Here is a 23,691-nt window from a genome sequence, read left to right as displayed (position 1 = left end):
TAACAATTCGAATTGTTTTTTGTAGTATTAATATTTAATTTAAAAACTGAAGAATATATAAATAAATTATTAAAAATTGCTATTAAATAGAATATTACGAACTTGACAAAAATTCAGGTAAAATATAAAATATAAAAGATTATAGACTATGAAAAGACAGTTTCTTAAAGGAAATTTTAGAGAGGTTCAGTTTGGTGAAATGAGCTAATGGAATTTAAGAAAAAATCATCTTTGAGTTTGATATCTGAACTAAATTAAGATATTACGTTGTGCGCGTTAAGCATTTTAAGAGGCATAGAATTTTCTATGCAATTTAGGTGGTAACACGGTTAAAAGCGTCCTATTATATAGGGGGCTTCTTTTTTATTAAATAAAAATTATTAAAAGATATATTGAAAGGAGAAAATATGGCTAAATTTAAAGATCTTTCTAAATTACCAGTAAAAGAAAGAGAAATTGAAATTTCTAAATATTGGAAAGATATAGATTTGTTACACGAAACAGTAAATCAAAGACTAGAAGATAAAAATTATATATTCTATGACGGTCCGCCTACAGCAAATGGAAAACCAGGAATACATCATGTTATTTCTAGGACTTTAAAGGATATGAATTGTCGTTATAAGACAATGAAAGGTTATAGAGTTAAGAAAAAAGCAGGGTGGGATACTCATGGTTTACCTGTTGAAATAGAAGTGGAAAAAAGACTTGGACTCAAGAGTAAAAAAGAAATAGAAGAGTATGGGGTTGAAGCATTTAATAAAGAATGTAAAAATTCTGTATTCACTTATGAGCAAGCTTGGAGAGAAATGTCTGATAGAATGGCTTTTATGGCAGACATGGACAATCCTTATATAACTTTAGACAATAACTATATTGAAACAGTTTGGTGGTTACTTGACCAAATGTTCAAAAAGGGATTAGTCTACGAAGGAGCTAAAATACTTCCTTACTGTCCAAGATGTGGTACCGGTCTTGCTTCACACGAAGTAGCTCAAGGCTATAAAATGATAAAAACTCAAACAGTTTATGTTGCTTTTAAAAGAAAAGATTCTGACGAATATTTCTTAGCATGGACAACAACACCTTGGACTTTATTATCTAATGTTGCACTAACAGTTGGAGCTGATATTGACTATATATTAGCTGAACTAGATGGAAACAAATACTATATTGCAAAAGATTTAGCAGATAAAGTTCTAGGAGAAGACTACAGGGTTTTAAAAGAACTTAAAGGTAAAGATATGGAATATATGGAATATGAACAATTACTTCCATTCTTTACAGTAGATAAAAAAGCTTTCTTTGTAACAACTGCAGATTACGTTTCAACATCAGATGGTACTGGTATAGTTCATACCGCACCAGCATTTGGAGAAGATGACTATCAAACAGGAAGAAGATATAATCTACCTTTAATAAATCCAGTTAATGAAGAAGGTAAATTTATAGGGTCACCTTGGGATGGACAAAATGTTATGGAAGCAGACCACGATATTATCCATTATCTATTTGACCATGGAAAAGCGTTTAAAAAGCAAAAAATTGAACACAACTACCCTCACTGCTGGAGATGTGGAACTCCTTTGATATACTATTCTAAACCATCATGGTATATAGAAGTAACTAAGTTAAAAGAGCAGTTTATAGATGAGAATAACAAAGTAAATTGGTATCCAGATTTTATTGGAGAAAAAAGATTTGGAAACTGGTTAGAAAACTTAAACGACTGGGCAATAACACGTTCAAGATATTGGGGAACACCATTCCCTGTGTGGAAATGTGAATGTGGACATACTGATTCAGTTGGTTCAAGAAAAGAGTTAAAAGAAAGAGCTATTGAAGAAATTTCAGAAGACATAGAACTACACAGACCGTATGTTGACGATGTTCATTTAAAATGCGAAAAATGTGGAAAGACTATGACTAGGGAAAAAGACGTTATAGATGTTTGGTTTGACTCTGGGGCAATGCCTTTTGCACAACAACATTACCCATTTGAAAATAAAGAAAATTTCTTTGATGAAATGTTTCCAGCAGACTTTATAAATGAAGGTATTGACCAAACAAGAGGCTGGTTCTACTCACTACTCGCAATATCTGTGTTAATAACAGGAAAAGCACCATATAAAAATGTGCTTGTAAATGATTTAATACTAGATAAAGAAGGAAAGAAAATGAGTAAATCTAGAGGGAACACATTGAACCCTATAGAGCTTTTTGATAAATATGGTGCAGATGTTGTAAGATTTTATTCATTATATGTATCACCTCCTTGGGTACCTACAAAGTTTGATACAGATGGTTTAAGAGAAGTAGATAGTAAATTCTTTAGATCATTTAAAAATACGTATAATTTCTTCCAATTATACGCAAATACAGATGAAATTGACCCTAGAGATTTTTATATAGATCCAAAAGATAGACCAGAAATAGATAGATGGATACTTTCTAGGTTTAACAATTTAGTAAAGCTATATAATGAAAGTATGGAAATATTTGAAGTTACAAAAGTAGTAAGAGCAATTTCTGACTTTGTAATAGAAGATGTATCAAACTGGTATATAAGAAGAAATAGAAGAAGATTCTGGAAAACTGAAATAGATGATGATAAAAAGGCAGTTTACAATACAACCTACGAAATTCTTCTAGGAGTGGCAAAACTTGTAGCACCATTTACACCATTTATGGCAGAGGAAATATACAGAAATTTAACAGACAAAGCATCCGTACATTTAGACTATATTCCAGAACTTGAAGAGTCTTTAATTGACGAAAAATTAGAAGAAAAAATGGAAGTGGTTAGAAACTTAGTTGCACTTGGAAGAGCTTCTAGAGAAGAAGTTAATATTAAAGTAAGGCAACCACTAAAGGAAATAGTTGTAGATGCTAAGTATGAAGATTTAGTTGGGGATTTAATTCCTTTAATTAAAGAAGAATTAAATATTAAGAATGTTAAATTTGAAGCTGACTTATCTGAATTTATGAATTATGAATTAAAGCCAGACTTTAAAGTAGCAGGAAGAATTTTAGGGAAAAATATAAAAGAATTCCAAAACTATTTAAAAGACATAGATGCTAAAGCATTTGTTGCAGAGCTAGAAGAAGCAGATAAAAAAATTACTCTAGGTGGAGAAAAAGTAGAAATTAAAAGAGAATATATTGATGTTAGAGTATCAGCAAAAGAAGGCTTTGATGTAATAATGGAAAATAATTTATTTGTTATTTTAGACACTACAATAACACCAGAATTAAAAGCGGAAGGATATGCTAGAGAATTTATATCTAAAGTTCAGCAAATGAGAAAAGCTAATGACTATGATGTTTTAGATAATATAAAAATAACATATGTACCAACAGAAGCTATAAAAGAAGCTGTTACAGAATATGAAAACTTTATAAAAGATGAAACATTAGCAGTAGAAATAATTGCAGTTGATAGTTTAGACAGTGAAACTGTGGATTTAAATGGAGAAGAAGTAGTAATAAAACTTGAAAGAGTATAAAGTAAAAGACATAGTGAAAACTATGTCTTTTTTATTTTTATGGAGAATAAAATGAAAGAATTTGAAATTTATATTCAAGCTATAAAAGCATATAGTGGTATATTAAAATACAGATATAAAAAGACTATCTTTAATATTAGAAATAGCTGAATTAAAGTTAATGTGGATTATAGAAGAAAATTATTCAAAATATATTTTTTTGAGTCTTTCTCCAAAATGATTTAACACTTCTATTGTTATGGTACTAGATTTATTAGCTAATTCATAAAGTGAAATTTCTTCTTTCCCATCTTTACCTAGTAGTGTAACAATATCTCCAACATTAGCATTTATATTTGTTATATCTATCATTAAAAGATCCATACATATTAAGCCTACTGTATTTGTTTTTTGTCCATTTACTAGCACTGTTCCAATACCATTTGAAAAACTTCTAGAGTAGCCATCACAGTAACCTATAGAAACGGTTGCTATTCTCATGTCCTTTTTTGCTTTATAAACTTGACTATAACCTATATAGTCTTCCTTTTTTACATTTTTTGTGGAAATAATTTTTGATTTTAGAGAAATAGCTTCTTTTAATTCTTTAGAGTTATTGGAAAGAGTTTTGTCTGAACATAAAACTCCAAATATAGCGACACCAAGTCTTGCAAAGTCACTTTTAAACTTAGGATAATTTAAAACGCCAGTACTTGCTTGAACATGTTTTTTAGGTATTTTAATGCTGTTTTTTTCTAAAAAATTTATAACAGAGTTAAAATTATCCAATTGATATTTAACAAAATTTTCAAATTCTTTAGAAAATCCGTCAGAAGTGCAAAGATGTGTATAAATTCCAGTTATTGTTAAATTTTTACAAGAAAACATTTCTAATAGTTCATCTTTGTTGATATAATCTACTCCAAGACGGTGCATACCAGTATCTATAGCAATATGCGTCTTTATTCTTAATTTAGATTTTTTCAATAATTCAAAATAAGAAATATCCACTATAGTTTGTGTTAAGTCATACATATGCAGCTTGTATAAATCATTAAATTCTGTATATCCTAGAACTAGTATTTCTCCAATTATATTAGCTTGTCTTAGTTCTATAGCTTCATCTATTGTGGCTACGGCAAAATTGTAAATATTTAATTTGTTTAAGTATTTGGCTATTTCTACAGAATCAAAGTTATAGGCATTTGCTTTTAATACAGCCATAATATTACAGTTTTTATCTAGATTTTTTGATAGATGTTCAATGTTGTGTTTTATTGCACTAAGGTCAATTTCTAACCAAGCTCTTTTTTTATTCTTAAAGATTTCCATTACAATTTCTCCATTGAGTGATTATAAAACCATCAATATTATTTCCTGATACTGTAGTGGGAATATTATTTGTATTAATTTCTAAATTATTTGAATCATATTTCAAATAACTGATTTCTATTTCAAAGCATTTATATTTAAGTACAAATGGATTAATATTAAATTTATAATTTTTAATAAGTTCAATGTACTCCTCTAAGCATAAATCTTTCTCATATATTATATGAGAGTGGGGAAATCCTACATAACGATAATGCCATGGTTCAGCAGCGATATTAGTTATATGAGTTTTGTTTTTTTTATATCTTTCTATAAATCCATACAAAGAAGCATTTTTTCTAAATTTTTCAAATATACCATCATATGGTAAAAAAGGTCTTATAAAATCTATGAATTTCCTTTTTTCTCCTATATCTATTGCAAGTCCTGTCTGATGCTCGCTATGATTAGGAAAAGCTACATATTTACTTGTAAATTCAAAACCTTTACCTTTTAAAGAATTTGTATAAATTTCTCGTTGTTCTTTATAGTTCCTAAATCCACTAACAAAGGCCAATTTATTTTGAATTTTAGAAACTTTTACTAGTTCAAGTAAATTGTTTATAGAAGTTTTTTCTAGTTTTATTTCGTCATTTAAATTAATTAGATTAATATTTTTTTCAATAGCAATATTGTTTAGTTGATGGTTATAGTTAACCAGAATTAGAGAACCAACATAAATATCTTCAAAATTTAAACTTATAGTGTTAGTTTCATTGTATTTATATGCTAAATTCATATTAGTTCACCTCTATTATTTTAGTTATAAGTTCTTTAAAGCTAATTCCGTTAAATTTCATCATTCTTGGAAATCTGCTATTTGGAGTTAATCCAGGTATAGTATTAACTTCGTTGAATATTATTTCGTTACTTGGAGTAAGGAACATATCAACTCTTGCAAATCCAGAACATTTTAATGCTTTATATATTTTCAATGCAGTTTCTTTAATTTCTTCGTGAAGTTCTTTAGAAAATTTTGCAGGTGTGTGTATTATTACATCTGAATCAGAGTATTTTTCATCATAGTTAAAAAAGTGACCAGAAGAATTTATTTCATCAATAACACCAGTTATTAAATTTTCTTTTCCTATAATTGAACAACCGACCTCTGTTCCTTCTATATTTTCTTCTACAATAATTTCATTATCGTATTTGAAAGCTTCATTTAAAGCTTTTTCTAATTTTGTTTCATTGTTTATTTTTGATATTCCAATAGAAGAACCACCATTTATTGGTTTTATATATTGAGGATAATTTAATTTTCTAGACTTATTTAAAATATCTGAAAAATTATAATTTTTAGTTACTTTAAATCCTTTAGGAATTTTTATACTAAAGTTTTTTACTACAGCATGTGATATATATTTATCCATACATAGAGCAGAAGATATTACATTACAACCAATATATGGGATTTTATATATTTCAAATAGTCCTTGAATTGTTCCATCTTCTCCATTTTTTCCGTGAATAACAGGAAATGCTATATCAAAAGACAATGGGTTACTATTTAATACTAGAAGTTTACATTGGCAATCTTTTTTAGGTACTAATATTACCTTGATTAGATTGTCGTAATCATTAATCCATTTATCATTTAGAATATTTTCATAATCACCTTTGTACAAATACCATTGACCAGATTCTGTTATACCAATAGATATGGGTTCAAATTTTTTAGTATCAATATTTGTTAAGATACTATAAGCAGATTGTAGGGATACTTTATATTCAGTAGAATTTCCCCCAAAAATAATTAAAATTTTTTTCTTCATTTTTCCTCCAATTAAAAAACATCTTTATTTTGATACTATTAATTTATCAAAATAAAGATGTTTGTATTTGTATTTTTACTAACTAAAAACATACGATTTTATGAGGAAATTCTTACGAATTACTTACAATGGCAAAAATATGGTAAAACTTATTATATTGTCATGACTTTCAGCTTTGATTTTTCCACCATGCAGTTCTACTATTTCTTTAGAAATAGCTAAACCTAAACCAGAACCTCCTGAACGAGAAGATCTTGATGAATCTGCTCTAAAGAATTGCTCGAAAAGTCTATTTAACTTTTCTTCAGATATTGTAATCCATTATTTGTAAACTTTATTATTATTTCACTATTTTTTTGTTTTAATAGTATATTAATTTTATTATTTTCATAGCTGTAATTAATAGCATTTCTTATTAGGTTATCAAATACTCTTTCCATTTTTTGTATATCACAAATATAGTTAACATCATTTTCAATATTCAAGTCGAAAGAAAGGTTTTTTTCTTTTAGAATAGGTAGGAATTCATAGGTTATTTGCTCTAGCATAACAGAAAGATTAACCTCAGACTTTTCTAATTCTATGCTTGCTAGATTAAACCTTGTTATATCAAAGAAATCATTTATTAAATCTTCTAGTCTAAGAGCTTTATCTAAAGCAATTGAATTGTACTTTTCTTTCAATTCTTTTGATATTTCCTTTTCATCTTCTATTAAAGTAAGATACCCTATAACAGAAGTAAGAGGTGTTTTAAGGTCATGAGCTAAATACATTATTAAATCATTCTTTCTTTGCTCAGATTCTTTAGCGATTTCTTGATTCTTTTTATAACTTTGCTTACTTTTATTTAAGAAATTTTCAAGTGGTTCCAAAGGAGGAGATAATTTAATGAAATTTGAATCTTCTGATGTGATTTCAGTAGCAGCATTAGTTATTTCTAAAAGATAAGTATTAATTATACTTAAAGATTTAAAGAAAAAGTAAATAAAAAATCCAATTGCTATTACAATGTTTATTTGAACTAAGTGATTTAATATCCAAATTAAAAAAATATATATAGGGTCATCAGCATACCAATAAATTTGAAAACCTATTACATAAATTACAAACTCTAAAATTACTAATGCTATCATAGTGGCAAGGGGTTTTAGAAATATATTAAAAAGTATTTCTTTGCTTAAATTTTTGTATAGTTTATTTTTTGTTTTTTTATTCAATTGTATATCCCACTCCCCAAACAGTTTTTATATATTTTGGTTTTCGAGAAGGTTCCTTCATTTTTTCTCTAAGTCTTGCAATATGAGTCATAACTGTATTGTTATTGTTTAAATACTTTTCTTTCCAGACTTTTTCAAAAAGGTCTTCTGAACTTACAACTTTACCGCTATTTTTAGCTAAATGCCAAAGAATATCAAATTCAATAGGTGTAAGATCTAAAGGTTTATTATTTAAATTAACTTTTCTAGTATTTGAATCAATAAATAATCCGTTTTTATCGTAAATATTTTTTTCGTTATTTAAATCAATTTTATTGTATTGTTTATATCTTCTCAGCTGTGTTTTTATTCGAGCAACTAATTCTAAGGGGTTAAACGGTTTGGTCATATAATCGTCTGCTCCAAAAGTTAGACCCATTATTTTATCACCATCTTCTATTTTAGCTGTTAAAAAAATTACAGGGAATAGATATTCCTTTCTTATACTTTGACATAGACTAAAACCATCGATATCAGGTAACATTATATCTAAAACAGCTAAATCTAGATTTTCGTTTTTAATACAGTTTATTGCATCTTTTCCATTGTAAAATTTAAAAACATTGAATCCTTCATTTTTGAGGTATATTTCTACTAAATCGGTAATTTCTTTTTCATCATCAACTATTAAAATATTTTCTTTCATATATTTACTCCTAATGAATTGCTAATTTAATTATATTACAAATTGATGTTAAAAGCTTTAAAGAAGTATATTTTAGTAAATTGTAATAATTTCTTAAGGTTTATACAATATTGTTATATACTTAGTAATAAGAATTAATAAAAATAGTAAAGGAAATATAAAATGAATAAAAAGTATTTAGAAAAATTATCTAATATGAATATAACAGTAGCTGGACTTGGAATGGAAGGCGGTTCAATGGCTTTAGCTATTAAGGAATGGATAAGACCTAATATTTTATATGGTATTTCGAGAACTAAAAGTACTGTAACAGCAGCAGAAGCTTTAGGAGCAATAGATAAAGGTTCAATAGAAACTGAAAAAATATTAGGAGATACTGACCTCTTGATTCTTTCGATGTATCCATCAGGGGTTGTAGATTTTCTTAAAAAAAATCAGAAGTATTTGAAAGAAGGGACTGTTATTACAGATCTTGCAGGTACTAAAAAAAAGTTAGTTCCCGAAATATTTTCTTTCTTAAGAAAAGATGTTGATTATATACCGGGTCATCCTATGGCAGGGAATGAATATAGAGGTTTTTTATATGCCGATAAAGCAATTTTTAATAATGCAAACTATATTTTAACTCCAACTGAAAATAATAAAAAAGAGAATATTGATTTAATAAGAGATTTAGCATTTGCAATTAAGTGTAAATCTGTAGAAATAACAGATATAGAAACCCATGATCAAAAAATAGCATATGCAAGTCAACTTGTACATGCTATTTCTGTAGCAATAACTAATTCACCATCTTATGATGATCAGGTAGAATATTTTGTAGGTGGAAGTTTTAAAGATATTACTAGAGTGGCAAGAATTAATCCTGACTTGTGGACTGATGCATTTTTAGAGTCAAAAGAGGATTTATTAAAAGAAATGGATAAATTTTTAGAAGAATTTTCTAAATTAAAAAATGCTCTAGAAAATTCCGAATACGATAAAATATGGAATATCCTAGAGCAAAGTCGTCAAAAACGTTCAAGAGAAATTTAATTATTTAAAGGGAAGTTCACCTTTAGGGTAGCTTCCTATTATATTTGTTAAAGTTACATGTGGTTTGATAGCTTCAATTGTTTTTTTCATTGCTTCACTATTTAAACTTTCATCAATTTCTAAGAAGAAACCATATTGAAATATGTTTTCATTTCCGAGAGGTCTTGAATTTAAATTTATTAAATTTAGATTTTCATCGGCAAAACATTGAAGAGCTGACAATAATGCTCCAGCTGTATGTTTTACTTGAAAGTACATAGTGGTTTTATTTGCATTTTCAGGAACTTTTATAGCATTTCTAAAAATTAAAAATCTTGTTGTATTATAAGATATGTCTTGAACATTTTCTCTAATAATTTTCATGCCATATATTTCAGCAGCTCTTTTACTAGCTAAGGCAGCAGAAGTTTTTAAATTGTTTCTTTTTATATAATCTACACTTTCAGAAGTGTCTTTCCAAGAGATTGGATTAAGTTGCTCGTTGTATTCAAAAAAGTAGTTACATTGACTAAGGGCTTCAGGATGAGAATAAACATCAGTAATATCTTCAAACGTTGCTTCAGGAAAACCTATAAGCTGATGGTGTATTGGAACAAATACTTCTCCAACAGCAAAAATATTATTATGTCTTATCAAGTCCATGGTTCGATAAATTATGCCGGTTGTTGAATTCTCAATGGGAAGAACTGCATAATCTAAAGAATTGTTAGACAAATCTCTTATTAAAGGTCTAAAACTATCATAACCAATTGCTTCATATCCATCTTTTCCGAAAAAATTTATTGTAGCTACCTCGCTGTATGCACCAGGAACACCTTGATACCCTATTTTCATATTTATCTCCTATAAAGTTATTTTGTATATTATATCATATTAATATATTAAAGTAGAGTATTGTATCTAAGATTTTTGAGTTACAAATTCATTATAAATATTATTTTATAAGTCTAATTAAATATATACTTTTATTAGAATTGTAAAGTGATAGATTTAATATCAAAAATAGTGGTATAATAGTAAAAGGGAAAGATTTTAAATTATTTATAAAAGGATGATTGGCATGAGAGAATGCGACAATTTAAATTATGAAAAATTATTAGAAGAAATACCTTTTTTTGATGGATTAAGTAAAGACGAAAAAAATATAATATTTGAAGGTGTAAAATTTTTTGAAGTAAAAAATGGAGATATAATTTTTGAAACAGGAGATTCTGCAAGTAGATTATATATAATAGTTGAAGGAAGAATAAAGATATATAATAATTTATTAGATGGAAGAGAACAGATTTTATATATTTATTCTCCAGGAGACTTTGTAGGCGGACTTAATATATTACAAGATGATGAATATAGATATATAGGCAAGGCATTAGAAGAAGGAATAATAGTCACTTTATCTAAAGAAAAATTTGAAGAGATAGCTTTAAATAATCCAATAACTCTTAGAAGAATACTTGAAAAATCAGATGAGAGAATAAGATGGGCAGAGGGATTGGTAAAAAGATTATTCGCAGGTACTGCAGATGGAAAAGTAGCTAGTCTTTTATTAGATTTAGCAGATATATTTGGAACCAGAACTGTAGATGGTGTGTTGTTAGCTTTTCCTATAAGTCGTGAGGAAATGGCTAGTTTTGCAGGTACTAGTAGAGAAACTATTACTAGAAAATTACATCAATTTAAAGAAAAAGGATATATAGATATACTTGGTAATAAAAAAATTCTTATATATAATATGGAAGTTTTAGAAGATTTAGCAGGAGAATATTAATTTAAACGAAGCATAAACTTAACGGTTTATGCTTTTTTATTTGGGAAAATAAAAAAATGATATATAAGATATTATAATGTATAAAATTATATCAAAAAACTAAGAAGACAAAAATATAATTGATATTCACAATTTTTATCTTTTAAATATATTAACAGAAAAGAATAATTAGAATATATAATAGGGTCAAAAATGATCCTAAAGTAAGAAATGTTAAGGAAAGTTTAATATTATAAAAAATTTACAAAAAATGATAATTTAAAAAATCTATAAGATATAAAAAAATATATATAAATATACTAATAAACATCATTTTATTAATTAAAAAGGATAAAAAAATTATAAAAATACAAAAATGCAAATAAAAAACAAAGTTTATCAATTAGCTATAAAATGCATTAAAGTATATAATATAGATATAAAAATATCAATTAGGGGGTTTTTATGGAGTATAATTATGACATTGAAAAAGATATGCCTAAACTAAGGGAGTTTACAAATTATCTAAAAACAATTAAAAATGATCAAGGAGCTATTATGCCAGCTTTGCAGAAAGCTCAACAAGAGTATGGCTTTATACCAGAGGCAATAGTGGATATTATAGCTCTAGAATTAGAAGTACATTCTTCTGAGATTTTTGGAGTAGCAACTTTTTATTCCCAATTCAGATTTATACCAAAAGGGGAGATGGATATATCTGTTTGTACAGGAACAGCTTGTTATGTAAAAGGAGCGAACGATATATTGGTAGAATTAACTAATCAACTGGGTATAAAAAGTGGAGAAACAAGTGAAGATGGAGAGTATTCTATTGAAGGAGTAAGATGCATAGGAGCGTGTGGACTAGCACCAGTAATGGTTATAAATGGAGAAGTATATGGAAAAGTAAAATCATCTGATATAGAAAAAATACTTAAAGAACATCGTAAAGAGGTGAGAGTATGATTAAAAGGAATGATTTAATAAAAATAAAAGAACAAACTTTGCCAAAGATGTCTTTAAGGAAAAAAGAACTAGAAAATGTGTATAGCATTTACAATAAACAAGTGTTAATTTGTGGAGATACAGGTTGCAGATCATCAAAGAGTAACATTATAGAAAAAGAATTTAGAGAAGAGCTAAGAAATAAAGGATTAGAAAAAGTAATTAGTATTGTAAGAGTTGGATGTTTTGGGCTTTGTGCAGCAGGACCTATTGCTGTTGTACATCCTGGAGGGAAATTTTACGCATCTTTAAAAATTGGTGACGCTAAAAGAATAATAGAAGAAGATTTGATAGGGAATAAAACAGTAAAAGATCTTATTTACGAAGAAGCTATATCAGAAGATATAATGAAATCTATATATGAAGTGTCATACTATAAAAAACAGCTTAAAATAGCACATAAGAATTGTGGATATATTGATCCAAGTTCAATAGAAGAATACATAGCGGCTGATGGATATTTTGCTTTAGATAAAGTTATTTCAGAAATGACACCTGAAGAAGTTACTAAAGAGATAATTGATAGCGGATTAAGAGGTAGAGGAGGAGGAGGTTTTCCAACAGGATTTAAGTGGGAATTAACTAGGAAAAGTTTAAGTGATAAAAAATATGTAATATGCAATGCAGATGAAGGAGATCCAGGAGCTTTTATGGATAGATCTATATTGGAGGGAGATCCTCATTCAGTTCTAGAAGCAATGGCTATTGCAGGATATGCAATAGGTGCTGATGAAGGCTTTATTTATATAAGAGCTGAATATCCTTCAGCGGTAGATAGGTTAAATAAGAGTATAGATGAAGCTGAGAAAATGGGGGTTTTAGGAAAGAATATTTTTGGGACAGACTTTTCATTTAATATTAAATTAAAATTAGGAGCTGGTGCTTTTGTTTGTGGAGAAGAAACAGCACTAATGAACTCAATAGAAGGAAAAAGGGGTGAGCCAAACCCTAAACCACCTTATCCAGCAGAATCTGGACTTTATGGTAAACCAACTTTAATAAATAATGTTGAAACATATGCAAATATAACTAGAATTATTTTAGATGGCTCTAAATGGTTTAGTTCTATAGGAACTGAAAAATCAAAAGGTACGAAAGTATTTACACTAGGTGGAGAGATAAATAGGCCAGGTATTATTGAAGTTCCTATGGGAATAACTTTAAGAGAAATAATTTATGAAATAGGTGGTGGAATTCCGGGTGGTAAGCAATTTAAAGCAGTACAGACAGGTGGCCCATCAGGAGGGTGCATAACAGCAGAAGATTTGGATACTCCTATAGACTATGATTCATTGATAGAAAAAGGATCTATGATGGGATCAGGTGGAATGATAGTGATGTCAGAAGATAGTTGCATGGTAGATATTGCAAAGTTCTATTTAGAGTTCACATTGGAGGAATCTTGTGGTAAATGCACACCTTGTAGAATAGGTAATAAAAGACTTCAAGAAATATTAGTTAAGATTACTGAAGGAAAAGCGGAGGAGAAAGATTTAGGAGATTTAGAAAATTTAGCGGAAATTATAAAAGATACATCTCTATGTGCTTTAGGGCAATCAGCTCCTAATCCTGTTTTATCAACACTAAGTAGATTTAGGAAAGAGTATGAAGATCATGTTTTAAATAAACATTGCCCAGCTAAAGTTTGTAATTCTTTGATTAATTATTCAATAATAGATAGTTGTATAGGTTGTACAAAATGTGCAAAATTATGCCCTACACATTGTATATCTGGAAAAGTTAGAGAAGTCCATGTTATAGATAATTCAAAATGTATAAAATGTGGAGCATGTTATAATGGCTGTCCAGTAAATGCAATAATTAAAGAATAGGAGACCCTAAAATATGAAAATGGTTAATATAAAAATAAATGAAAATAGCTTATCTGTTGAAGAAGGGACAACAATTCTCTCAGCAGCAAAAAGGCTGAAAATTAAAATTCCTACATTATGTCATTTAAATTTACATGAAATAGAATTAGAAAACAAGAGAGCTTCTTGTAGAGTTTGTATGGTAGAAGTTGTTAATACGGGAAGATTGGTAGCTGCCTGTGCAACTCCAGTATATGAAGGTATGGAAATAAAAACAGAGTCTGCTAAAGCTATAAAAGCTAGAAGGGCTATTGTTGAACTATTACTTTCAAATCATCCAACAGAATGCCTAACTTGTGCAAAAAATATGAATTGTGAATTACAAAAATTAGCAGCAGATTTAGGAATAAGAAAAATACATTATAGTGGAGAAAAAAATAATTTTAAGATAGATGTAGATAGTCTTTCTATAAAAAGAGATCCAAACAAATGTATATTATGTAAGAGATGTGAAACAGCATGTAATGAAACCCAAACAGTTGGAGCACTTGCGACAATAGGTAGAGGATTTAATACTTATGTTGGATCAACTTTTGATAGATCTATGCATAATACGGTATGTACATTTTGTGGGCAATGCGTTGCGGTGTGCCCTACTGGAGCATTGACAGAAATAAATAATATTGGAGAATTATGGAACGTTTTGCACGACAACAGCAAGTATGTAATAGTACAGACAGCTCCAGCAATAAGGGTTGCAATAGGAGAAGAATTTGGTTTTGAACCAGGGGAAAATCTGACGGGGAAAATGGTATCAGCATTAAGAAATTTAGGATTTTCAAAGGTATTTGATACAAATTTTGCAGCAGATTTAACTGTTATGGAAGAGGCTCATGAATTTGCAGATAGATTGAAAAATGGAGGTAAAATTCCTATATTAACTAGTTGTTGCCCTTCTTGGGTAAATTTTATGGAACAACAATTCCCAGATATGTTAGATATACCTTCATCATGTAAATCACCTCATGAAATGTTTGGAGCAGTTGCAAAAACATATTTTGCAGAAAAAGAAGGGATAAATCCAGAAGATATTGTAGTAGTTTCAGTAATGCCTTGTGTAGCAAAAAAATATGAATCAGCAAGGGAAGAATTAATGAACAATGGTACTAGAGATGTTGATATTGTCATAACTACACGAGAACTAGGAATTATGATAAAAGAATCTGGTATTAATTTTGAGCTTTTAAATGAAGACGAATTTGATAACATAATGGGAGAATCTTCAGGAGCTGGAGCTGTATTTGGATCAACAGGTGGTGTAATAGAAGCTACAGTTAGAACTGCATATGAGTGGTTAACAGGAAAAGAATTAGGATATATGGAATTTACTGAACTTAGAGGGATAAAAGGAATAAAGACAACAGAACTTGAAATAGAAGGTAGATTAATAAAGATTGCAGTGGCAAATGGATTGGGAAATACAAGAAGGCTATTAGAAAAAATTAAAAAGAAAGAAGTACATTTTGATGCAATTGAAGTTATGGCGTGCCCTGGAGGATGTATAGGAGGTGCAGGACAACCATATCATTATGGAGATTTATCTATTTTAAGAAAAAGAGCTGAGGGAATATACAAAGTAGACAGGGATAAAAAGATAAGAAAAGCTCATGAAAATCCTATGATAAAAGAATTATATGAAGAATTTTTAGAAAGACCAGGATCAGAAAAATCTGAAGAATTATTGCACACTAAGTATAAAGCTAGACCAAGATTATAGATTGATAATTAATATCAAAAAGGTAAAGTTTAATAATAAAAAATTGACAATCATAATTTTAATTGTTACACTGTAATTGTAATGATTATAAAAATATTATAAATATAAAAGGAGATATTATGAGTTTAAAAGGAACTAAAACAGCAAAAAATTTAATGATTTCTTTTGCAGGTGAGTCTCAAGCTACTATGAGATATACATATTATGCATCCATAGCAAAAAAAGAGGGATATGTACAAATATCAAATATATTTGAAGAAACAGCAAGGAATGAGAAAGAACATGGTAAAAGATTTTTTAAATTTTTGAACAAAGATTTAAAAGGTGAGACTGTAGAAGTAGAGTGGAACTATCCAGTAGAATTAGGTACTACAGCAGAAAATTTACTAGAATCTGCAAATGGTGAGCATGAAGAGTTTGTCGACATGTATCCAGAGTTTGCTAAAATTGCTGAAGAAGAAGGATTTAAAGAAATAGCTCATGTTTGGAGAGAAATAGCCGAAGTAGAAGATAGACATGAAAGAAGATTTAGAAAATTATTAGCTAATATAGAAAATGGTGAAGTATTTAAAAAGGAAGAAGTAGTGGAGTGGAAATGCAATAATTGTGGATATGTTCACACAGGAGCATCTGCACCAGAAACTTGTCCAGCTTGTGCTCACCCTCAAGCTTATTTTGAAGTATTTAAAGAAACTTATTAATATTCAATCACAAGGGGTTATACAAAAATAGGGGGAAAAGAGGTATTATTTAGGTAATATCTCTTTTTATTTTGAGAGCTATCTAAATTGTGCAATAAAAGAGAGGTATATAATATATAATGAGCATATACTTTAATTACAGGGAGAACTTAAATGGATTGGGTTAAGAGTTTAAACAAAGCTTTAGAATATATAGAGGAAAATATCACTGGAGATATAGATTATGAAAAAATAGCTAAAATATGCTATTGTTCACAATATAATTTTCAAAGGATGTTTTCGTATATGGCAAATGTAACATTGTCGGAGTATATTAGAAGAAGAAAAATGTCATTAGCAGTAATTGACTTACAGATGGGGAATAAAATATTAGATGTTGCATTAAAATATGGATATAATTCTCCAACATCTTTTAATAGAGCATTCAAATCTATACATGGAATTGCTCCATCAAAAGTTAAAGAAGATGGGGTTATTATAAAGTCTTATCCACCATTAAGTTTTCAAATAATAATTAAAGGGGTAGAAGAAATGAACTATAAAATTGAACAAAAGAAAGAAATGAGAATATTAGGTGTATCAGTACCATTAGAAAAAGACATGGAAAAAAATATGATGAAAATTCCTTCAATATGGACAAAATGTATGGAAGATGGAACTATTGATAAACTAGTTAATATTATGAATGAAGATACAAAAGCATTATTAGGTGTTAATGTGTGTAATGAAGAAGATAATTGGAGATACTTTATAGCAGTTGCAAGTTCAATAGAAAATGAAGAATTTGAAGAATATATAATTCCAGAAGCAACATGGGCTATATTTGAAGGAGAAGGTACAGGAATATCTATTCAAAATTTGATGCAAAAAGTTTTTACAGAATGGTTGCCCAATTCAGGGTACGAATATGCGAATTTACCAGACTTAGAAGTTTATTATGATCCTAATCCCCAAAATACAAAATACGAAGTTTGGTTGCCAATAGTGAAGAAGTAAAAATAAATAATAAAAAAGACCACTTAAAGTGGTCTTTTTTTGTTATATTTTACAATAAGTAATTTAATATACGAATAGTTTAGATCATATGGTAAAATAATTGTATTGGAAACAAAAAATAAACAGTTACAGAGGAAGATATAATTGGAAAATAATAAAGACAAGAAAATGAAAAATAAAAAAATAAAAATTATATTTATAGTTCTTACTCTTATAATTGTAGTAACATTAGTTTTTTTGAAAATTAGATTTGGGAACAAAGTGGTAGGAGATATGAAAAATATTCCATTTAATGGAAATTATAAGAACATTGCTATTTTGGATGAAGAAATATATATATTAAATGGAAATAATATAAAATCATATGATAAAGAAGGAAAAGATAAAATATCATCAACAATACCTATTAATGATGCAAAAATAATAGGAGAATCAAATAAATTATTTGTTTATGATAATAAGAATATGTATATCTTAGATTCTGAGGCAAAAATATTAAAAAAGCTGGAGATTCCCTTTGAAATAGAATATGTTAATTTAAAAAAAGAAATTATATACATAGTAGGAGAAGACAATTATGAATGTTATGATTTTGAAGGTGAATTAATTACAAAAGGTGAAATAGAAGATGCAATAAGCACAATATCTGTGTCAAGTGAGAAAACTAACTTAGTAGTTACATCTCTATCATCAACAGAAGATAATTTTAAATCGAATATTTATTTGAAAGATATAGAAGAAAATAAAGAAATAAAACAAACATTTTTAGATGAAGTAATAATGCATTCAGAATTCGTAGATGATGAAAGATATTTAACAGTTAGCAATAAACAAATAATTGTATTTGAAAACTTTCAAATAATAAATAAAATAATGATTGATGATTTTAAAGATATATCAATTTCAGACTCTAATATATTTGTTCTTAAAGGTGATATATTAAATGTATATGATTTTGATTTAAAAATAGAAACATCAGTAGAATTAGAATCAGACTTTAAGAACATTTATGCAGAAGGAAATAAGGCGGCATTAATAGGTGGTAACAACTATGGTTATTATAAACATAAAGGTGATAAAATAAGTGAACTGTATAGTGTAGAAGATATACAAGGGTATATTATAAACAATAATGGTTTATATTTATTGCATACAGATACAGTTACTAAGGCAAAATTAAGCGTAGGAGGAAATAATGAAGAAAATTAATGCAATGGGATTAACGTGTCCAAAACCTGTGATATTAACAAAAAATGAATTGGACAAATTAAATGAAGGTGAAGTTGAAGTTAAAGTGGATAATAAAATTGCAGTAGAAAACTTATCAAAATTGGCAAAAGGTCAAGGCTTTGAATATAGTGTAAAGACTATTTCAGATAATGAGTTTGATGTAACTATTAAAAAAGTTGCAGTAGAAGATAATGGAAAAGAATTGACAATAATAGATAATGGAGAATTGACCTTAGCTATAGCTTCAAACAAAATGGGTGGTGGAGATGATAAATTAGGAGAAATTCTTATGAAATCATACATATACACAGTCACAGAAACAAAGCCTTTACCAAATACTTTGATATTTTACAATAGTGGAGTATTTTTAACTTGTGAAAATTCACCAGTATTAGATGATTTGCAAAAATTATCAGAACAAGGAGTAGAAATATATTCATGTGGAACATGTTTAGATTTCTATAATTTAAAAGATAAATTAAAAGTTGGAGAAATTTCAAATATGTACACTATTTATGAAAAATTGAAAGAAGCTTCAAGGAATGTGATAATAAGATAATGGATGTAATATTATTAACATTTGATTCTGTAAATTATACAATGATGACAGAAAGTAAATTAATAGAAAAAGGATATACAATAAAGACTATACCAACTCCCAGAGAAATAAGTAGGAGCTGTGGACTTTCTATAATGCTTAATAAAGAATTCTTAGAAGAAATGATTGAATTAAAAAAAGAGCTTCCAATAGGATATATTTGGAAATACAAGAAAGAAGAAGGAATTGTTGAAGTAGAAAGAGCATATTAATATGGAAAAAATTATTACAATAATAGAGAAGATAAAAAGTATATTTTATACTGAAAATAATACTCTAAATATTTTTGGGAAATTGACATATGCTCTAGTTGTTTTTATTATCGCAACTATTATAGTTAAATTAATTCATAAAGTATTTAAAAAAGTTCTAGAAAAAAATTCAAGTAAATTGGAAAATAAATTAATAGATGTGAAAAAAAGTATGACAATCACATCAGTAATAAATAATGCTTTAAAATATATAATTTATTTTTTTGCAATTATGCAAGTACTAGATAAATTTGGGTTTAATACAGGATATATAGTAGGAGCAGCAGGAATAGGAGGGGTAGCTCTTGGTTTTGGAGCTCAATCTTTAGTAAAAGATGTTATATCAGGTATATTTATAATTTTTGAAGGGCAGTATGAAATAGGAGATAATATTTTAATCAATAATATAATATCTGGAAATGTAGTAGAATTTGGAATGAAAACTACTAAAATCAAAGGATTTGACGGATCCATTACAACAATAGGGAATGGAAATATAACTACAGTAAAAAATATGTCAAAAGGAAATCAGAGAGCATATGTAGAAATAACTGTACCAGAGTTTAAAGATATTAATGAAGTTGAAAATATTGTAAATAGTATTACTGAAAAAATTGGAAAAGATAAAAACGTAACTGTAAAACCATACTTATTAGGAATAACAGATATTGGGATTTCAAATAGTATAAAAATAGCTATAATAGCTTGGACAAAACCAGGAAAACAAGCAACTGTGGAAATTCAAATCAGAGAATTATTTATAAAAGAAGCATTAAAAAAAGAAATAGAAGTAGAAAATTAGAAGAAGTATTTTGGAGAGATTATATGAAATATAAAGTAGATGATATAGTAACTTTAAAAAAAGGTCATCCTTGTGGAGAAAATAGTTGGAAGATATTAAGAACGGGATTAGATATAAAATTAGAGTGTCAGGGCTGTAATAGAGTTGTGTGGTTGTCTAGAGTAGATTTTGAAAAAAGAATAAGAAGAATAAAGACTAACGAAGGTAAATTTATATCGATAATACATTATGAACCTGAAGAAAACTAAGAGGCTAAAAATAGCCTCTTTTTAAATTTGTAAACAAAATTATCGGGAATAATTAGAAAGGTAAAAATATGAAAAGAAAATGATATAAATAACATTAGAGTAATAGGATATACAATAATATGTTATTAAAAAAGAATCATATATTTTACATATGCTTCTTTTAATTTATCTTAAAAATCCACTTACTATTTCTTTTTCAGCTTCTTCTTCAGTTAATCCTAAAGTCATTAATTTTGTTATCTGAGCCCCAGCTATTTTTCCAATGGCAGCTTCATGAATTAATGAAGCATCTACATGGTTTGCAGTAACATCTGGAACGGCTTTAACCATGGCATTATCCATAATGATGGCATCACATTCTGAGTGACCAGTACAAGCATTATTTCCAGAAATTTCCGAATAAAAATATTGTTTTGAATCATCTTTTGCGACAGATCTTGAAGCAACAGTAGCACTTGAGTTTTCGCCATTTAAGTCAACTTTAAAGTCAGTAATAGCAGTTTGCTTACCGCTAGTCATTATAATTTCTTTTATAACTAATGAAGCATCATCGGCAATATCTGCTTGAGTAACTCTTTTAGTAGAGTTAACTCCTTCTATTTGCATAGATTCCATTTCTAAAAAGCTTCCCTTTTTTAGGTGTAGAATAGTAATTGGATTTAGGATATTTTCTCCGCTTCCACCACCTTCACCATAATGTTTCTCAATGTATTTAACTTTTGAGTTTTCTCCAATATGGAATGTATGAATACCATCGTGTTGGGTTAAGTGCTCACCATCATTGTGTATACCACAACCTGCAACTATTTGAATATCACAGTTTTCTCCAATATAAAAATCATTATATACTTCATCTATAAGTCCACTATTATCAATAACAACAGGAATATGAGCAAATTCGTTTTTTGTACCGGGTGCTACAAAAATATTAATTCCTTTTCCATCATCACGACTTTCAATTCTAATATTTTTTGTACTAGCTCTTCCTTCACTTTTTCCATTAACTCTTATATTATAAGCACCTTCTGGTTTTTCATTTATATCAGCTACTGTATTTAACAAGCTTTTTTTTGTATTATCCATAACTACACTCTCTCCTTGTAAAATTCACATAAATCTGGAGCACCTAATAAATCTGGCAAAATTTCTTCTTTAGTACCAACGCTAGTAACAGTACCATTGTCAAGGACAACTACTTTGTCAGCAATATCCAAAATACGTTCTTGGTGAGAAATAATTATTATGGAACCATTAGTTTCAATTCTTAATTTTTTAAAAACATCTATTAAATTGTTAAAACTCCATAAATCAATGCCAGCTTCAGGTTCATCAAAAATTGAAAGTTTAACTTTTCTAGCCATTAACATAGCAATTTCAATTCTTTTCATTTCACCACCAGAAAGGCTATCATTTAATTCTCTATTTATATAATCAGCAGCACAAAGACCAACCTCTGCTAAATAATTACAAGCTAAATGAGTATCTAGTTTTTTACCTGAAGAGAAATTTAATAAATCTCTAACAGTAAGACCTTTAAAACGTACAGGCTGTTGAAAAGCGAATCCAACTCCAACTTTTGCTCTTTCTGTAATACTATAATTAGTTATATCTATACCATCTAATAGTATTTGCCCACTTGTAGGTTTTTTTAATCCCATAATTATTTTTGCTAAAGTTGATTTTCCACTACCATTAGGTCCTGTTATAACAACAAAACTATTTGTATCAACAGTTAAATTAACATTTCTTAAGATTTCTTTTTCTACACTACCGCTATCTTCTATAGCGTCAAAACTTATATTTTTAAGTTCTAGCATTATTTCCCCCTTTTTAAAGCGTGGTTGTATAGTAACAACCACATTCACATTCAAACCTACTAATAGGAAGCATAGATATTTTATCTAAAAATTTTGAAATAGTTTCTCGCTCATGTACAGATAAAGTTGATAAATAACTACATACTTTTCTATTTGCATCATTGCGAAAACTAATATGTTTAATACTTATACTTTCTCCAAGCTCAGTAAGTTTAAAAAATTTTTCTTTCTTATTTCCGTTTTTAAAATAACGTAAAATCAATCCTTTATTTTCTAGCTTATTTCCAAACTGAGTAACAGCACCCTTAGTTATATTTAATATATTGGATAAATCTTTTACATTAGCATCAGGATTTTGGTTGATAGTATACAAGAAATTTAATTCTGAATTGTGCAATAAAACTCCTAAACCATAGTCTTTAGGAAGTTTATCATTTTCTAAAATTTTATCGAAAGTAATAAAAAATTTATCTATTATTTCACATTGCATATAATTTCCCCCATTTAAAAAGTATAGCTATATAATAGAAATAAGTCAAGATTGTTTAGCAACTAAACAAATTAACACAGTATATAATACAGAAAATAGTTTAAAAGTATATTTTAGTAGAAGTTCATTTAATTTTAGAATATTAAAAGATTATTCTTGTAAAATAAATAAAACTTAATTAAGTAACTATTTTTTATTTATTTAGTACTTTATCTATAAATTTGATAACTTAGAAAATATAAATTATGAAAAAATAGTATATACTATAAAATAAAAACAGGTATAGTGAGAATGGTAAACTTACATTACCAGTATCTACAACAGAACCAGAAAATTATAATTTATCTAAAGCTTGAATAGTTGCAATATTTGAACTAAGTGTATTATTAAAGGGAATTATATGATTGGGAGCATTTCAATTTAGAAAGAAAAAGTAAATGTTTAGATAAATAAAAAAGCAATTTAGAAATTTCTAAATTGCTTTTTTTATTTTTATTTTGATAGTGCAACATTAATATAATCCAAAACTACTTTAGGTACTTCTGTTGGTCTAGATAATACTATTGGATATTTGTTCTTAGCTGCATATGGTGCTCCTACTATTGCATCTGGGAACATATCTCCTCTTGCTACTACTACATGATTAGGGT

At 28.0% G+C, this 23,691-nt stretch carries 23 protein-coding genes, 1 pseudogene and 1 other annotated feature; of the genes and pseudogenes, 13 read left to right on the top strand and 11 right to left on the bottom strand.

The window, feature by feature from the left end:
• Positions 1 to 139 precede the first annotated feature (139 nt).
• Positions 140 to 346: a binding site (T-box leader), on the top strand.
• Positions 347 to 407: 61 nt separating this feature from the next.
• A complete protein-coding gene (ileS, locus tag CS899_RS10255) occupies positions 408 to 3,506 on the top strand; it encodes an isoleucine--tRNA ligase (RefSeq protein WP_100066108.1) in 3,099 nt (1,032 codons plus the stop codon).
• A gap of 180 nt (positions 3,507 to 3,686) precedes the next feature.
• Here the strand turns inward: ileS and alr are convergent, their stop codons facing one another.
• The 6 genes and pseudogenes from alr to vanR all read right to left on the bottom strand — a co-directional run bounded on the left by alr (position 3,687) and on the right by vanR (position 8,533).
• Positions 3,687 to 4,817 carry an alanine racemase gene (gene alr / locus CS899_RS10250; protein ID WP_100066107.1) on the bottom strand — a complete coding sequence of 377 codons (1,131 nt, stop codon included), beginning with the start codon at positions 4,815 to 4,817 and terminating at the stop codon, positions 3,687 to 3,689.
• The gene (locus CS899_RS10245) at positions 4,804 to 5,595 is read right to left on the bottom strand and encodes a D-alanyl-D-alanine carboxypeptidase family protein (protein ID WP_100066106.1); all 792 of its coding nucleotides are present in this window, start codon (positions 5,593 to 5,595) and stop codon (positions 4,804 to 4,806) included. The genes alr and CS899_RS10245 overlap by 14 nt, the downstream gene beginning before the upstream one ends.
• 1 nt (position 5,596) lies before the next feature.
• Entirely contained in the window at positions 5,597 to 6,631 is a 1,035-nt protein-coding gene (locus CS899_RS10240) for a D-alanine--D-alanine ligase family protein (RefSeq protein ID WP_100066105.1), read from the bottom strand.
• A 123-nt stretch (positions 6,632 to 6,754) separates the two neighbouring features.
• A pseudogene (locus tag CS899_RS11190) lies at positions 6,755 to 6,946 on the bottom strand (ATP-binding protein); the annotation flags it as partial.
• A complete protein-coding gene (locus CS899_RS11185; protein WP_479724605.1) occupies positions 6,925 to 7,764 on the bottom strand; it encodes a sensor histidine kinase in 840 nt (279 codons plus the stop codon). The pseudogene CS899_RS11190 and the gene CS899_RS11185, both read right to left, overlap by 22 nt.
• A 76-nt stretch (positions 7,765 to 7,840) precedes the next feature.
• Entirely contained in the window at positions 7,841 to 8,533 is a 693-nt protein-coding gene (gene vanR / locus CS899_RS10230) for a VanR-ABDEGLN family response regulator transcription factor (protein WP_100066104.1), read from the bottom strand.
• Between the two features lie 162 nt (positions 8,534 to 8,695).
• Here vanR and CS899_RS10225 point away from each other — a divergent pair, with 162 nt between their 5' ends.
• Positions 8,696 to 9,568, top strand: a complete 873-nt coding sequence (locus CS899_RS10225) for a prephenate dehydrogenase (RefSeq protein ID WP_207204785.1) — start codon at positions 8,696 to 8,698, stop codon at positions 9,566 to 9,568.
• On the opposite strand, the gene CS899_RS10220 is transcribed toward CS899_RS10225, so the two are convergent.
• Entirely contained in the window at positions 9,569 to 10,402 is an 834-nt protein-coding gene (locus CS899_RS10220) for a prephenate dehydratase (protein ID WP_100066103.1), read from the bottom strand.
• Positions 10,403 to 10,628: 226 nt separating this feature from the next.
• On the opposite strand from CS899_RS10220, the gene CS899_RS10215 reads away from it, so the two are divergent.
• From CS899_RS10215 to CS899_RS10165, 11 genes are all read left to right on the top strand, one after another.
• Positions 10,629 to 11,336, top strand: a complete 708-nt coding sequence (locus CS899_RS10215) for a Crp/Fnr family transcriptional regulator (RefSeq protein WP_164995914.1) — start codon at positions 10,629 to 10,631, stop codon at positions 11,334 to 11,336.
• A gap of 444 nt (positions 11,337 to 11,780) precedes the next feature.
• On the top strand, positions 11,781 to 12,281 hold the full coding sequence (gene nuoE / locus CS899_RS10210; RefSeq protein ID WP_100066101.1) for an NADH-quinone oxidoreductase subunit NuoE: 501 nt from the start codon (positions 11,781 to 11,783) through the stop codon (positions 12,279 to 12,281).
• Positions 12,282 to 12,667: 386 nt separating this feature from the next.
• Complete coding sequence (gene nuoF / locus CS899_RS10205; protein ID WP_242491904.1) at positions 12,668 to 14,152, top strand: NADH-quinone oxidoreductase subunit NuoF; 1,485 nt, start codon at positions 12,668 to 12,670, stop codon at positions 14,150 to 14,152.
• 13 nt (positions 14,153 to 14,165) lie between these two features.
• Positions 14,166 to 15,908 carry an NADH-dependent [FeFe] hydrogenase, group A6 gene (locus tag CS899_RS10200; RefSeq protein WP_340637869.1) on the top strand — a complete coding sequence of 581 codons (1,743 nt, stop codon included), beginning with the start codon at positions 14,166 to 14,168 and terminating at the stop codon, positions 15,906 to 15,908.
• Positions 15,909 to 16,024: 116 nt separating this feature from the next.
• A complete protein-coding gene (gene rbr / locus CS899_RS10195; protein WP_100066130.1) occupies positions 16,025 to 16,609 on the top strand; it encodes a rubrerythrin in 585 nt (194 codons plus the stop codon).
• 153 nt (positions 16,610 to 16,762) lie between these two features.
• The gene (locus tag CS899_RS10190) at positions 16,763 to 17,605 is read left to right on the top strand and encodes an AraC family transcriptional regulator (RefSeq protein ID WP_100066099.1); all 843 of its coding nucleotides are present in this window, start codon (positions 16,763 to 16,765) and stop codon (positions 17,603 to 17,605) included.
• Positions 17,606 to 17,749: 144 nt separating this feature from the next.
• Positions 17,750 to 18,814, top strand: coding sequence for a DUF5711 family protein (locus tag CS899_RS10185; protein ID WP_100066098.1), 1,065 nt, complete (start codon positions 17,750 to 17,752; stop codon positions 18,812 to 18,814).
• Positions 18,801 to 19,394, top strand: a complete 594-nt coding sequence (gene yedF / locus CS899_RS10180) for a sulfurtransferase-like selenium metabolism protein YedF (RefSeq protein WP_100066097.1) — start codon at positions 18,801 to 18,803, stop codon at positions 19,392 to 19,394. The genes CS899_RS10185 and yedF overlap by 14 nt, the downstream gene beginning before the upstream one ends.
• Complete coding sequence (locus CS899_RS10175; protein WP_100066096.1) at positions 19,394 to 19,645, top strand: putative Se/S carrier protein; 252 nt, start codon at positions 19,394 to 19,396, stop codon at positions 19,643 to 19,645. Before yedF ends, CS899_RS10175 begins: the two co-directional genes overlap by 1 nt.
• Position 19,646: 1 nt before the next feature.
• A complete protein-coding gene (locus CS899_RS10170) occupies positions 19,647 to 20,486 on the top strand; it encodes a mechanosensitive ion channel family protein (RefSeq protein ID WP_100066095.1) in 840 nt (279 codons plus the stop codon).
• 23 nt (positions 20,487 to 20,509) lie between these two features.
• The gene (locus CS899_RS10165; RefSeq protein ID WP_100066094.1) at positions 20,510 to 20,734 is read left to right on the top strand and encodes a DUF951 domain-containing protein; all 225 of its coding nucleotides are present in this window, start codon (positions 20,510 to 20,512) and stop codon (positions 20,732 to 20,734) included.
• Between the two features lie 165 nt (positions 20,735 to 20,899).
• Here the strand turns inward: CS899_RS10165 and CS899_RS10160 are convergent, their stop codons facing one another.
• From CS899_RS10160 to CS899_RS11180, 4 genes are all read right to left on the bottom strand, one after another.
• A complete protein-coding gene (locus CS899_RS10160; RefSeq protein ID WP_100066093.1) occupies positions 20,900 to 21,817 on the bottom strand; it encodes a SufB/SufD family protein in 918 nt (305 codons plus the stop codon).
• A 2-nt stretch (positions 21,818 to 21,819) separates the two neighbouring features.
• On the bottom strand, positions 21,820 to 22,551 hold the full coding sequence (locus tag CS899_RS10155) for an ABC transporter ATP-binding protein (protein WP_100066092.1): 732 nt from the start codon (positions 22,549 to 22,551) through the stop codon (positions 21,820 to 21,822).
• A gap of 13 nt (positions 22,552 to 22,564) precedes the next feature.
• Positions 22,565 to 23,041 carry a MarR family winged helix-turn-helix transcriptional regulator gene (locus tag CS899_RS10150; RefSeq protein WP_100066091.1) on the bottom strand — a complete coding sequence of 159 codons (477 nt, stop codon included), beginning with the start codon at positions 23,039 to 23,041 and terminating at the stop codon, positions 22,565 to 22,567.
• A gap of 492 nt (positions 23,042 to 23,533) precedes the next feature.
• The coding region (locus tag CS899_RS11180) for a cell wall-binding repeat-containing protein (RefSeq protein WP_129582304.1) at positions 23,534 to 23,691 on the bottom strand (158 nt) is incomplete at its 5' end.

Source organism: Miniphocaeibacter massiliensis (assembly GCF_900232905.1).
GTDB classification, from domain to species: Bacteria; Bacillota; Clostridia; order Tissierellales; family Peptoniphilaceae; genus Miniphocaeibacter; species Miniphocaeibacter massiliensis.
This window is presented reverse-complemented; position numbering and strand designations above follow the sequence as displayed.